Here is a 12,760-nt window from a genome sequence, read left to right on the forward strand (position 1 = left end):
GGCGGTCTCTTCTTGGACGGGAGGGCGGCCTCCGCAGCTTGCGCCGCGGCGATGTCGTCCGGCGTCGGATCTGGTTAGCGCAAGCGCGTGTCCTCTTCGATCCGAAGGAAGGCTTTCTGCTGTGTTGCATAGTGGTCTTTCAAGCCGGGGGCATGTTCGAGCAGGTAGGCCTCGCGGGCCTCATCCCAGTCTTCTTGCCTGCGCTTGGCCAAACGAGCCTGTTTGCGCGGATTGTTCATCATTGAGTGACGGCCTTTCTCTCTTCTGCCCCGTCAGGAAACGGCACGCTGCAACGGCATGATACTGCCCTCCACGCCCGAAGCTCGGAAGGGATCAACCCTGTCGTCGTCGCAGCTCAGTGCCGATGAGCCTGCACAAAGTAGGCTGGAACGGTTGTCTCACCGAGAGCTTTGCACGCCTCCAGCCAATGCAACCCCTCGACCGAGACAAACCGCTGCCCGTCAGGTCGCACGAGAATGGGGGCTTCCTGCCCCTTTTCCATCATGCTCTCAGCCAAAGCCTCAACCTTCTGCAGGTCCAGAGTTTGGCGCCGCTTCACAGGCACATAGACATCGTGGATCGCAAGGGTTTGCTTCTTCAATGCCATCCCGACTGCTCCTGCGTCGTGCCGTGCCCGATGGAAGCTTAGGCGCGGTGAGCCGGCTTGCCTAGGGACACGCATCTGCAGGATCGTTCAAGCTCATGCCACAGGAACGGGAAGGCAACGGCACTGGAGGCTGCTGATCAGCAGAGATTCAGACAGCTTTCATGATTCAGCAGTAACAATACAGGATGTTCACCTCAATCTTAACAAGACAGCCAAATGAAGGCTGTGTGGGGAAAGACGTATCGTCAAAGTGGCTGGGAAATATGCTTAAGATAACTGAAGATATACCTATAACCCTGAACGGGGAACTGGACCCATTCGAGCGGCTGATCGAGCAAGCTCAAGAACCACTGCCACCTCACGAATTCACTCTCACCCAAGCCTTCACCGATCTGATCGAGGACAGCCTGACAAGGGGATGGATCTATTCGGCCTCCTTGCACGAGCTGGTTGCCGCTATGGATCCGCGGCTGGCTGGCCTTTCGATCGACGCGTTGGCACAGGTCTTCGACTTCGAGGAGGTGCAGGTCTGGGCCAATTCCACCCGATCAATGCCCACGCGGTCGCACGGCGCCGTTGCCATACGCAATGCTGCCTTTCTGCTCATCCAGCTCAAAGCGATGGGCTTCCGGGTCGACGATGCGCCGCTCAGCTCCCGGATGAGGCCGTTGCTGGCCAGCAAGAAGGTCCTGGTCGGCCGGGAGTTCTATGTCTTCTGGCAGCAGGAGCTCGAAGCCAAGCGCAAGGCATTCGTCCTATACAGCGCGACCGTGTTGCACGGATCGGTTAGTGAACGCACTCCGCCCACCCGATGCCTTTAGTTTAGGCGATACGGACGAACTTCGGGCGTCCAAGCTCAAGCATGCAGTTGAGCACATGAACTGCGATGGCAATTTCGGTCGCGTGACGCCGAACTGTCCGTGAGCGCAAGGCGTCTCCGATCACTCGTTTAAGCCGGCTGATCCCGGCCTCCACCAAAGCCCGGCGAGTGTACCCGGATGTTTTCTGCCAGCCCATGCGTCCACGTTCGGCGATGCTTTGGAGATGCCGATCGCGCTGGGTTGGAGTGCTCTCCGCCATTTCGCTCGGCACCGCTGTTGATCGGGGTGGGATGATCACGTCAGCATCAGGATGACGTTTAGCGACGGTGCCGTAGATGCCAACTTGATCATAGGCACCATCACCAGTGAATGAACCGAGTGGAGCTGCGATCTGGTCGAGCAACGGTTCAATCTGCGAGCCACCATCGACACCATGGGACGTCAGCTCTGTCGCGAGGATCTCTCCAGTCTCGGCGTCGATGCCGATGTGCAGCTTGCGCCAGGATCGGCGCCTGCGGGTGCCGTGCTTCTCGATCAGCCACTCGCCGGGCCCACCGAGCCGCAGGCCGGTGCTGTCCACCAGCAGGTGAACGGGTCCTCGGGAGCTTGAACCTGGCCTTGGCACCTCCAGGATTTCGGCACGCCGGCTCAGCGTCGAGTGATCGGGCACCGCCAGATCCAGGCCCAGGAGTTGGAGGATCGAGCCGATCAAGCCTTCTGTCTGACGCAGCGCCAACCGGAACACCGCCCGCAGCGTCAGGGCTGTTTGGATCGCCAAAGCCGAGTAGTGAGCTTGACCACCGCGTGTCGTGCGGGGCTCGGCGCGCCAAGCTGCGATGGCTTCTTCAGAGAACCAGACCGTCAGGCTTCCCCGCTGGCGCAGGGCTGCATCGTACTCCGCCCAATTCGTCACCCGGTACCGCTGTTTAGGAATGCGATGGCGGCGGGCGGCATTGGCCTTGAAGGGCATGGCGAGGATCTTTAGTCAGAAGCCGAACAGGCCTCTACGCTATCCAGCCCGGGTTACCAACTTGCTCATCCATGCAACAAGGCGTCGCCCAATGGGGAGCCCTGAAATCCGCTTTGGAGAATCTGAAGAAGGCACAGGTTGAGATGGCTGAAGCCGGGACTAATTGCGGTTCGAAAGTCCAATAGCGCAGTTTTTGGTAGAACAAGTCAGGGATTGTTGCAGCCCGTGTTGGCCAGATTCCATCAAGGAGCAATTTCAGTTAGTTCGACAGGCTCCGCTGGATGGATCGTCGAGATGGCATGCTTGAAGACGATCTGCGTACCGGTGCCACGAACAAGCTGCACCGTGTAGCTGTCGAAACGTTTGATGCGGCCCACGAGCTTGATCCCATTCACGAGAAACATCGTCACCTCGATATTGTTATCGCAGAGATGCTTCAGGAAGGTATCTTGCAGAGCGGGGGTGCTTGGCGCGGCCAATGTGTATTCCTTTGAGAGCGCCTCTACCAGGATGCCGCTCTTATCACCCAGCCATATCAGGATGATGTCAGCCGGGCCAATGGGCACTTTCGAGTAGGTTCAACAAATCAACGGAGCCCTTGCCCAGTACGGGTGCTCAAGCCGTCCGCAGGCCCCATCTGTTCCGATTGAAAGGCTGGCGGACCAGCAACCGTAGGTGTATGTTGAAGCTGTAGCCAAGGTAGAGCCAAGCCATGGCCCAAAGCGTTCACGATCACTGTCACTCGCCGCAGCAGGCTACTATCTGCCACCAGCCTGCGTGGCACCGGCTGAGGCGCTTGCGGCATCTGCATCCGCTGTCCCTCAAGCAACAGGTTGCTCTCGTCCGCAGAACCCGTCGTGCCCGTCCACTCACACAACCATTCAGCGTCGGTCCTGTTGACACTGCCCTACAGGACCAGATGCTTGATCTGCTGCCGAACCTACGGGCGTCCGCCTTCTCGCTGACCAACGATCCGATCAGAGCCGATGATCTGGTGCAGGACACCTTCCTTCGCGCGTGGGCCAACATCGACCGCTTCGAGCGCGACAGCAATCTTGGCGCATGGCTGTTCACGATCCTGCGCCATGCCTTCTACACGGAACATCGTAAGCGCAAGCATGAGGTCGAGGACCCCATCGGCGTCTACGCCGCCCGCCTCAAGGTCTTACCGGAGCAGGATGCGGCTCTTGCATTGACCGAGCTTCGCTTGGCGCTCGCACACCTGCCTCCCCAATCTCGTGAGGCTCTTCTGCTGGTGGGTGTGGAGGGCATGACCTACGACGCGGTGGCGCTGCTCCAGGGTGTTGCTGTCGGCACCATCAAGAGTCGGGTCAACCGCGCTCGTCAGCAGCTTGCAGGGTTGTTGCAGATGAAGAGCCGACACGAAATCGCCGCCGATCACGTGATGCAGGCTGCGATACAGGAACCAGTGGCCCTATTTCCGTAGATCAGGAACCCCGATCCAGCCACTGTTCTTTGATCAAGGACCAGAAATGTTCAGAGTGCTGAGACTACGAGGCTAACCGTGGCGGTTGGCGTAGCGGCGCTTCTTAGCAAGATTTTTCTGCCCTTCGAGTGTTTTGGCTGGGGCAATCACCTCCCGGTAGCGTTTGGTGTGCTTCTTGAACGACGGTCGCATGCGAGCTTTACCGGCCATAGCTTCCCTCCATGTCAGCGGGCAAAGCATGAAACCACACTGGTCCGAAAGAAGCGAGGCGGCATCTCCAAAATCATAGTCGCCTTACCTAACGGAAACCTTATCACTCCGGAACCTTGTTGGTGAGGAGCTTGAGCATCGGGGAGCACCGTACCCAAGAGGGAGCTATTGGATCGCCCGACACGGCTTGCCGATGACGCGTCGGAGTTCGCCGATGAGGCGGGCGGGCAGCACAGGCTTCGAGAGCGCAATCAGATCGGGATGGCGCTGGCGAACATCCTCCGGCACCAGCCCACCCGTGTAGACCACGGTTGGAATACCGCGTGCGCTCAGCGCTTCCAGCACAGGGGTGACTGAACCATCGCTGAGGTTCACGTCGAGCAGAGCCGCGTTCAGCGATGGACTTTCCTTGATGAGCCGTCGAGCCTCGCTGACAGTTGCAGCCGGTCCGACCGGCACGCCCTCAGCCTCGGTGAGGAGATCGCTAATGGTCGCGGCCACAAGCGCCTCGTCCTCCACCACGAGAACACGGCATCCTGCCAGCATTGCTCGCGCTCCTTGGTAGGTGCAGACAAACGAGCACCTGGATCGGTTGTTCCTGCCTATGGGCGATGTTTCCCCCCGAATACGATTTTGATTGGAACCATTACGCTCAAGTCGAGTTAGGCTAAGCTGGCTTGCTGAAACAAATCCACGAGCGCAGGCAAGGACTGCCTGGGGGGAAGTGAGAATGGACGTTGCGCAGGCTCACCAAGAGCCGATGGGCGATGACAAGCGCTTCCAGCTTCTTGTCAATGCCATCACCGACTACGCCATCTACATGCTCGATGTGCAGGGCCATGTGACGAGTTGGAACGCCGGGGCGCAGCGCTTCAAGGGCTACACCGCTCCCGAGATTCTGGGTCGCCATTTCTCGACCTTCTATACCCCGGAAGACCGGGCAGCGGGCATCCCCACCCTGGCCCTTGAGACCGCTACCCGTGAGGGTCGGTTCGAGGCAGAGGGCTGGCGCGTCCGCAAGGACGGCAGCCGGTTCTTCGCCAACGTCGTGATCGACCCGATCCGGGACGAGCAAGGCCACTTGGTCGGGTTTGCCAAGATCACACGTGACATCACCGAGAAATGGGCGGCTCAGGAAGCGCTGCGGCGCAGTGAAGAACGCTTTCGTCTTCTCGTCCAAGGCGTGACCGATTACGCCATCTACATGCTCGATCCGAACGGAGTCGTGGCGAGTTGGAATCCCGGTGCGCGGCGTTTCAAGGGCTACACCGAAGCGGAGATCATCGGCGAGCACTTCTCCCGCTTCTACACCGACGAGGATCGGCAGGTAGACTTGCCAAAGCGGGCGCTGGAGACGGCACTTCGCGAGGGCAAGTTCGAGCAGGAGGGCTGGCGGGTGCGCAAGGATGGCACCCGCATGTGGGCGCATGTGGTGATCGACCCGATCCAAGATGAGCAGGGCAATTTGCTCGGCTTTGCCAAGGTCACCCGTGACATCACCGAGCGCAAAGAGGCTCAGGAGGCGCTTAGGCGCAGTGAGGAGCGCTTCCGCCTGCTCGTGCAGGGCGTCACGGACTACGCGATCTACATGCTCGATCCCGAAGGTCACGTCACCAACTGGAACTCCGGAGCCCAGCGCCTGAAGGGCTACCAAGAACCTGAGATTGTCGGCCAGCATTTCTCGACCTTCTACACCCCAGAGGATCGAGAAGCAGGTTTGCCAAAGCACGCTCTGGAGACAGCAGCCCGTGAGGGTCGCTTTGAAAAAGAGGGCTGGCGGGTGCGCAAGGACGGAACCCGCTTCTTCGCCCATGTCATCATTGATGCCATTCGCGACGAGCAGGGCCACCTGATCGGCTTCGCCAAAGTGACCCGCGATATTACGGAGCGAAAGGCGGCTCAGGACGAGCTTGAGAAAGCCCGTGCCGAGGCCCACCAGTCGCAGAAGCTGGCGGCTATCGCGCAACTGGCCTCAGGCATCGCGCACGACTTCAACAACCTGCTGACGGTGGTCATGGGCAATCTCGACATGCTCAAGCGGGCCAAGGAAGAGCGTCGGCCCAGACTGATCGACAACGCCCTCCAAGCTGTCGAGCAGGCCCGCAAGCTCACCGGTAGGCTTCTGGCTTTCAGCCGCCGCCAGACCCTGGTCCCGCAGCCAGTGGATCTGAATGGCGTGATCACGGGAATGGACGACATGCTCGCCCAATCGCTGCGGGGCGACATCCGGCTTGAGTTCGATCTGGCTGAGAAGGTTTGGTCGGTCGAGGTAGACCCGACTCAGCTTCAGATCGCCCTGATCAATCTCGCGGTGAATGCCCGCGATGCCATGCCGAAGGGCGGCACCTTGCGGGTGAAAACCGAGAACATTGTTCTGCGCAACGGGAAGATGCGAGAGGCAGTGGCGATCAGCCTGACGGATACCGGTGTTGGCATCCCGGAGGAGGCCCTGTCCCAGGTGTTTGAACCGTTCTTCACGACCAAGGAGGTTGGCAAAGGCACCGGGCTCGGGCTGGCCCAGGTGTATGGCTTCACGCAGCAGTCAGGTGGGACGGTCGATATTCGCAGCGAGGTAGGCCGAGGCACCACGGTGACGTTGTACTTGCCCAAGGCAAAGGCCCATGCCAGGACTCCCGAGGAGAACGTCGATACTCCTGACACCGAGTGCCCTCCGCTGCGCATCCTGCTCGCTGAGGACAACGCTCAAGTGGCCGATGTTACCATTGCACTCCTCGCGGAGCATGGGCATTCGATTACCCATGCGAGCACCGCCGATGAAGCGTTGGCGCGGCTCCATGCCGAGCCCGCCTTCGATCTTGTCCTCTCCGATATGGTCATGCCCGGTGATCTGGACGGTCTGGACTTGGCCCGCCGCATTCAAGCGAAGTGGCCCGCGCTACCGGTGTTGCTGGCGACTGGATACAGCGATGCTGCGAACCGGGCGACTGAGGAAGGCTTTACACTGCTGACCAAGCCCTACCCGCCTGATGTGCTGTTCGCTGCAATCCGCGATGTCGCGGCAGCAGGTCGTCCTGCTCGTTCGTCGAACGTGATCCCGCTCACACGGTAGACACCATAAGTCCCTGTCACTGCCGCCATCTCCTGCGAACCAGCCAGTTTAAACATTGTCCGTCGCTCTACACAGACGTTCAACAACGGGATATCCCCGTTACAGGAACACCTGTGCAGACATTTATCCGGGGTGAGGGTAATCCTCGGTCAGTTCGCGGATCAGTCGTAACACGTCCGCCATCCGGTAGGGCTTACGGACGAACCGAGCCTCCGGAGCGACTCCGGAGAATCCAGGCGGCAATGCGCCTACGACCACAATCACGACGATCTGCGGATTCTGTGTCTGCGCGATATGGCTCAGATCAAAGCCGTTGAGGTCGCCGGGTGTCGCGGCTTCAGCAAACACGACACGAACATCAATTCGGCTTCGAAGAACGCTGAGCGCGTAGTCGGCGGACGGTGCCTCAATGACCTCGAAACCTTCCCCCTCAAGGGCATCGACTGCCATTGCGCGAACGTGCGGATCTGGTTCAACGACGAGAATGACGACTGGTCGGGAGGTTTGGATGTCAGGCATGATTGCCGAGACACATAGGGTGAGAGCCTGCAAGGTCAGGGCTTGACGTTCAAGGATCGCGCTGATCACAGCGCACGGTTCACGAAATCCTCCGGCCCAGTGGTAATGCGTGCGATCTCCTTCAAACCGTTTTCACCAATCTCGCAGTCGAGAAGCTCCGGATCCCAAACCCGTCCAAGAGTGTGGAATAGCGACTGCGGCTGCACTCACCTAAAGCCTGAAACCTGACAAGCTGGCCTGCCGCGCCCCTCTTACTCTCTTCGTCCGAACAATGCAGAAAGCAGCCCACCCTGCTTGCGGATGGGCTCAACCTCAACCTGAGCCGGTTCAGAATTGCCTTCTTCAGGTGTTCGTTCAGTCTGAGGTTCTGAGGAGAGATCCGGTTCCTCTAAGTCCTGCTCGTCTGCTGCGTGCAGGCAGACTATGGGTACTTCTATCGATACTGGAGGGGACGCGGGCTCCGTCTCCAGGTCCTGTGCTGCGGGGGCCAATACCTCGATCCGACCGGGGAAGTCCTTCCGGCACTCATACGGGACGTAATCGTGGAAATCGGGCCTGATCCGGTGCGGTTGGTCGAGGATAACCTCATTCCGGACTTCGAGCACAAAGAAGCGCCCTTCCGGAGTGGTCACATCTACCCGCGTGACCACTCCTTCGGAAAAGCTCTTTCAAGAACTGGGTGGATGGAAGTGGACGCGAACTTCGTCCCCAACCATAAGCCTCATTGTCCTTGCCTCAGTCATTCACAGACGCGCCTCTCCTCGCAGCATGCGCTGCGACGCCCACATGGCGGCCTGGGTGCGATTGGAGGCTCCGATCTTGCGCAGGATGGCTTTGACGTGGACCTTGATGGTGGCCTCGGTGATCTCCAGCTTGCGGGCGATGAGCTTGTTGGGCTCGCCTTTCGTCAAGCACCCCAGGATTTCCCTCTCCCGCGCGGAGAGCTTGCAAGCCTCCGGATCGGGCAGCTTCGCCTCTGCCAGGTTGTTGTCCTGGAGCGGCTGATCCTGATTCGAGGCAGCGCCAGCCGTGAGAGACCGCAAGATCGCCGAAGGCGGCACAGTCTCGCCAAGCATCACCAGTTCCAGCGATTTGATCAGAACCGCCGGAGCCGAGGCTGTGAGACAGAAGCCATCCACGCCTGCTTCATGTGCCGTCCGCACGAAGCCGAGATCGAATTGATCCGCCAGAGCCACGATCCGGATCTCTGGCGACTGGTCTCTCACCTGCCTGACTACCTCAAGCACCCGACCAATGTTCTGAGTGGCCTCGATGATCAGTAAGGCCGTGTTGAGGGCACAGTGGTGGAGCCGTCTCGGGCCTATGGCAGACGCTGCCTCGATAATCGCGAACGGCGTGCCCTGTAGGATGTGCTGAAGACCGGAGCGGAGAAGTAAGCTGTCCGAGATTAGAGCCGTTCGAACTGCGGGAGCAAGCCTAATGGTCTGATGGTCCGTCAGAGACGGCTGATTGGGTACAAACGGGATCGTTTGCGCAGTCATTCTTGCCCCCTGTTTAGCTTTCCCTGTTAAGCAAAAGTAAACAGCGAGCAGGAAGCCTGTCTGTCGGAAACCGACAAAGCTTAGTTAGACAAAGGTCCTAAACTTGATCTTAAATCACATTGGCGTGATTAAGCTTGGCCGCAAGCCATGGGGTGACGAACCTTGCTTCAACTCCGCTGGAGTTCGGGAATGTCGAGCCGCGACACACATCTATTCTTGACCTGCTTTGGAGGGCTAATTTCGTGTTGGTCCAGCCAAGGGGGTGTTGGGAGCAAGGCGGCAGCGCTCCCGAAACACCTGCTGCGCAGCAGCCAGATCAGGAACCCAGGTCTCGAACCGCGCCGTTATCGCACCGCGTCCCTCTACATTCAACGATTGGAGCCCTGTCGTATGGAGCGGCCCTACGAGGCTGTCGCCTTCACCGAAGAACAGGGTGCCATCTTCCCACTCCAGCAGCACAAAGCCTTTGTCGGTCTGGACAACGAAGCTTTGGCAGAACGGCTTGAAATCGAAAACAACCGTGCCGGTAAATCCGGGATTACCTGGACCGGTGGTGATGAGACCCACGACGCCAACCACAAAGGCAACGCACCAAAGGCCGAAGGCCAGAAGAGGCTTTGTCATCGCAGGCCCCCTCGCAGCATTGGAGAGAACGCCCAGATCGACGCAGCACGAACTTCGTGAATATTATAGCCGCTTCAATCGGCTATGTTAATGTTCCTTCTTACCCCGCCGCGAGTGTGCTTCGGTAGGTCTTTCTATTCTGGCCCTGGCGAAGCTTAGCAGCAGGATCTCGCCTATATCAGATCCAGGCTGGACACTTTCCCCAAGCCCAAGCAGAATCCGGTCTGAACTTGCACCGAGAGCCTCATGGGCCCGCAGGAGCACAGGGTCGAGCGACGGCTGGCAGCCATCTTCGCGGCTGACGTGGCAGGCTACTCACGTCTCATGGAGCAGGATGAGGTCGGGACACTCCAGACCCTGACTGCCCATCGCGAGGTCATGGGCCGATTGATTGCGGAGCATGGCGGGCGAATAGCGAACACGGCTGGTGATAGTGTTCTCGCCGAATTCCCCAGCGCTGTAGATGCGGTCCAATGCGCCGTCGAAGTCCAGAAGGCCCTCAGCCAAGCAGACCTGGATACCCCTGACGAGGGCCGTCTCCAGTTCCGGGTCGGGGTCCATATCGGTGATGTGATCGTCAAAGGAGGCGATCTGTTGGGCGACGGCGTGAACATCGCGGCCCGACTGCAAAGCATTGCTGAGCCGGGTGGTGTCTGCCTCTCGGAAGCTGCGTATGGGACCGTGCGCAAAGTCGTGCCCCTCGCCTTTACGGATCTCGGACCACAGAAGGTCAGGAACATCGAGGAGCCAATCCGAGTCTATTCCCTGAAGGCAATCTTGCCTGCGCCGGTCGGTACAGAGAGGCCCCAATCGCTCCCCCTACCTGATAAACCGTCCATTGCGGTTCTTCCGTTCACGAACATGAGCGATGACCCTAAGCAGGACTACTTCGCCGATGGGATTGTTGAGGAGATTATCGCGGCACTGTCGCGCTTTCGGTCGCTGTTCGTCATCGCCCGCAACTCGACGTTCACCTACAAGGGCAAGGCCGTTGACGTGCGCCAAGTCAGCCGCGAGCTTGGCGTCCGGTATGTGCTGGAGGGCAGCGTTCGGAAAGCGGGAAACCGGCTTCGTATCATCGCCCAACTGATCGATGCCACCACCGGCAATCACATCTGGACTGAGCGGTACGACGGGGATGTTACTGACATCTTTGACCTTCAGGACCGGGTGACGGAGGCGATAGTCGGAGCTATCGAGCCGACCATCACGCTGAGCGAGATAGAGCGGGCCAAGCGCAAGCGTCCGGACAGTCTTGATGCCTATGATTGCGTGATGCGGGCGCTGCCCGCCATCTGGTCGCAAGATGCCGAAACCACAGCGGAGGGACTTCGACTGGCTGAACAGGCAATCGCACTTGACTCCACTTATGCTCTTCCAAAGGCGCTCGCCGCATGGTGCTACGCGCAGCGCCTATCCTATTTGCGAACCAAGAATCCTGCCGAGGATCGAAGCCGAGCCACAACCCTGGCCCAAGATGCGGTCCGACTGGACAATAATGATCCGCTGGTGCTCACCTGTGCAGGGGCCGCTCACTCGATTACAAGGGAGCACGCGCTCGCCCAAAGCCTGATCGAAAAAGCCATGAAACTGGACCCCAACTCGGCATGGACATGTCAACGCAGCGGCTGGATCAACGTCTACGTCCGCGAGCCTGACAAAGCGCTTGAGCACTTCAATCGTGCGATGCGCTTGAGTCCAGTTGACCCGCTTATGTTCAACATCTTCATCGGGATCGGATGCGCTTATTTCGCGAAGACCGAATATGACGAGGCAGCACGTTGGATTGAAAAGGGGCTGCGAGAGAAACCGGACGCGGTTTGGGCCAATCGCGCTCTGACAGCCTCGCTTTATCATGCGGGGCGAATTGATGAGGCAAAAATAGCGTTCGCGACGCTTCTAAAGAACTTCCCCGATCTGACCATTTCTGGGCTTCTTGAGCGCACGCCGGGCAGTGATTTTTCCAGGGGAAAGTTCGCCGAAGCCTTTCGGGCATTGGGGCTCCCCGAATAGGCCCCTCCACACATGATTCTGATACTGGACTTACTTGGTAGCGGAACATTGTTGGGGTTAAGTGTATTAAGCTTCTCCATCGCTTGTCGGATGCGATGGCAAAAGATAAGCCGGTTCCAACTCTCCCGCGACCGTCCGCGCCCCTGTCCAATACTCCCGTCAGGGCATAATCCTAAGCAGATCCTCGACGCAGAGTGCCGAGTTGTGGGCCACGATGGCCACCATCTCAGAATAGGAGAGATGGCTGTCGTCCCCTGCCCCGTCCGAAATGGTGCGGATGATATAAGCTCCCTTACCGAAACGGCGGGCCACTTCGAGCACTGCCGTGGACTCCATATCCACGATGTCCCCACCAAGAGCCTTCAAGCGGGCTCGGGCGTCCTGACAGTTGATGAACACGTCCCCTGACAGTACAGAGCCAAGCCGGATGGGCGGCAGAGGTATTCCGCTCCCGGCCCTCTCAGAGGACCGGGGCTTATCAACGAGACCCTGCCTGCGGCGCACGTGTCGGGCCGAACCTCACTTCTTCAGACCTAAGCTCCGGTTATCACACCGCCTGCCCGGCTGACCTGAAGTTCTTGGCGAGATCGCCTGCGTTGCGGAATGCCTGCATGGCCTCGGCCCCTGTCATCGCCAAGGTGGTCTTTATGTCCGTTACACCACCGCCTGCCGCCGCCGTGATCACCGCCGCCGAGATCGTTTGTGCATCCGGCGCTTCGACCACGATAAGCCAGTCGTACTCGCCAAAGGTCACATAGTAGGCCAGAAGCTTACCGCCCGCAGCTTCAACGAGCTTGGATACCGGTTCGGTCCGATCTTCCGGCGTGGTCACCATGCCGCGCATCGCGTCTTGCGAATACCGACCCTGGGAAATGAAGATAGGCATTGCGCTCTCCTGAGGTTGCTATGGGAAGGTGGTGTCCATCACACCTGCTCACTCATGTGGTCAGCAGGTCGATGATTCTCATGATGGCGAC

At 59.2% G+C, this 12,760-nt stretch carries 15 protein-coding genes; 5 read left to right on the forward strand and 10 right to left on the reverse strand.

What is annotated here, in order from left to right; all coding sequences use genetic code 11:
• Nucleotides 1-74 precede the first annotated feature (74 nt).
• Complete coding sequence (locus ACS5Q1_RS38375) at nucleotides 75-242, reverse strand: hypothetical protein (RefSeq protein WP_473103164.1); 168 nt, start codon at nucleotides 240-242, stop codon at nucleotides 75-77.
• Between the two features lie 113 nt (nucleotides 243-355).
• Nucleotides 356-607 (reverse strand): ParB N-terminal domain-containing protein, encoded by a 252-nt coding sequence (locus ACS5Q1_RS38380; protein WP_473103165.1) that lies wholly within the window; start codon nucleotides 605-607, stop codon nucleotides 356-358.
• A gap of 185 nt (nucleotides 608-792) precedes the next feature.
• Between ACS5Q1_RS38380 and ACS5Q1_RS38385 the strand changes: the two genes are divergently transcribed.
• Complete coding sequence (locus ACS5Q1_RS38385) at nucleotides 793-1,428, forward strand: hypothetical protein (protein WP_473103166.1); 636 nt, start codon at nucleotides 793-795, stop codon at nucleotides 1,426-1,428.
• Between the two features lies 1 nt (nucleotide 1,429).
• Here ACS5Q1_RS38385 and ACS5Q1_RS38390 read toward each other — a convergent pair whose 3' ends face one another.
• Nucleotides 1,430-2,398: an IS5 family transposase gene (locus tag ACS5Q1_RS38390; protein WP_473103167.1), complete on the reverse strand. Its 969-nt coding sequence runs from the start codon at nucleotides 2,396-2,398 to the stop codon at nucleotides 1,430-1,432.
• 242 nt (nucleotides 2,399-2,640) lie between these two features.
• Nucleotides 2,641-2,877, reverse strand: coding sequence for an RNA chaperone Hfq (gene hfq / locus ACS5Q1_RS38395; protein ID WP_473103183.1), 237 nt, complete (start codon nucleotides 2,875-2,877; stop codon nucleotides 2,641-2,643).
• A gap of 233 nt (nucleotides 2,878-3,110) precedes the next feature.
• Between hfq and ACS5Q1_RS38400 the strand changes: the two genes are divergently transcribed.
• Nucleotides 3,111-3,845, forward strand: coding sequence for a sigma-70 family RNA polymerase sigma factor (locus ACS5Q1_RS38400; RefSeq protein ID WP_473103168.1), 735 nt, complete (start codon nucleotides 3,111-3,113; stop codon nucleotides 3,843-3,845).
• A 72-nt stretch (nucleotides 3,846-3,917) separates the two neighbouring features.
• Here the strand turns inward: ACS5Q1_RS38400 and ACS5Q1_RS38405 are convergent, their stop codons facing one another.
• Together ACS5Q1_RS38405 and ACS5Q1_RS38410 are read right to left on the reverse strand one after the other, a co-directional pair.
• Nucleotides 3,918-4,055 (reverse strand): hypothetical protein, encoded by a 138-nt coding sequence (locus ACS5Q1_RS38405; protein WP_473103169.1) that lies wholly within the window; start codon nucleotides 4,053-4,055, stop codon nucleotides 3,918-3,920.
• A 165-nt stretch (nucleotides 4,056-4,220) separates the two neighbouring features.
• Complete coding sequence (locus ACS5Q1_RS38410; protein WP_473103170.1) at nucleotides 4,221-4,601, reverse strand: response regulator; 381 nt, start codon at nucleotides 4,599-4,601, stop codon at nucleotides 4,221-4,223.
• 184 nt (nucleotides 4,602-4,785) lie between these two features.
• Here ACS5Q1_RS38410 and ACS5Q1_RS38415 point away from each other — a divergent pair, with 184 nt between their 5' ends.
• The gene (locus ACS5Q1_RS38415) at nucleotides 4,786-7,125 is read left to right on the forward strand and encodes a PAS domain S-box protein (RefSeq protein ID WP_473103171.1); all 2,340 of its coding nucleotides are present in this window, start codon (nucleotides 4,786-4,788) and stop codon (nucleotides 7,123-7,125) included.
• Nucleotides 7,126-7,248: 123 nt separating this feature from the next.
• Here ACS5Q1_RS38415 and ACS5Q1_RS38420 read toward each other — a convergent pair whose 3' ends face one another.
• The gene (locus tag ACS5Q1_RS38420) at nucleotides 7,249-7,644 is read right to left on the reverse strand and encodes a response regulator (RefSeq protein WP_473103172.1); all 396 of its coding nucleotides are present in this window, start codon (nucleotides 7,642-7,644) and stop codon (nucleotides 7,249-7,251) included.
• Nucleotides 7,645-8,387: 743 nt separating this feature from the next.
• A complete protein-coding gene (locus tag ACS5Q1_RS38425; RefSeq protein ID WP_473103173.1) occupies nucleotides 8,388-9,146 on the reverse strand; it encodes a LuxR C-terminal-related transcriptional regulator in 759 nt (252 codons plus the stop codon).
• Nucleotides 9,147-9,536: 390 nt separating this feature from the next.
• On the opposite strand from ACS5Q1_RS38425, the gene ACS5Q1_RS38430 reads away from it, so the two are divergent.
• Together ACS5Q1_RS38430 and ACS5Q1_RS38435 are read left to right on the forward strand one after the other, a co-directional pair.
• Nucleotides 9,537-9,830: a hypothetical protein gene (locus ACS5Q1_RS38430; protein ID WP_473103174.1), complete on the forward strand. Its 294-nt coding sequence runs from the start codon at nucleotides 9,537-9,539 to the stop codon at nucleotides 9,828-9,830.
• A 186-nt stretch (nucleotides 9,831-10,016) separates the two neighbouring features.
• Entirely contained in the window at nucleotides 10,017-11,783 is a 1,767-nt protein-coding gene (locus tag ACS5Q1_RS38435) for an adenylate/guanylate cyclase domain-containing protein (RefSeq protein ID WP_473103175.1), read from the forward strand.
• A 159-nt stretch (nucleotides 11,784-11,942) separates the two neighbouring features.
• Here the strand turns inward: ACS5Q1_RS38435 and ACS5Q1_RS38440 are convergent, their stop codons facing one another.
• Together ACS5Q1_RS38440 and ACS5Q1_RS38445 are read right to left on the reverse strand one after the other, a co-directional pair.
• On the reverse strand, nucleotides 11,943-12,287 hold the full coding sequence (locus tag ACS5Q1_RS38440; protein WP_473103176.1) for a 5'-methylthioadenosine/S-adenosylhomocysteine nucleosidase family protein: 345 nt from the start codon (nucleotides 12,285-12,287) through the stop codon (nucleotides 11,943-11,945).
• A gap of 43 nt (nucleotides 12,288-12,330) precedes the next feature.
• The gene (locus tag ACS5Q1_RS38445; protein ID WP_473103177.1) at nucleotides 12,331-12,669 is read right to left on the reverse strand and encodes a GYD domain-containing protein; all 339 of its coding nucleotides are present in this window, start codon (nucleotides 12,667-12,669) and stop codon (nucleotides 12,331-12,333) included.
• Nucleotides 12,670-12,760 lie beyond the last annotated feature (91 nt).

The organism is Microvirga sp. GN3 (assembly GCF_055792825.1).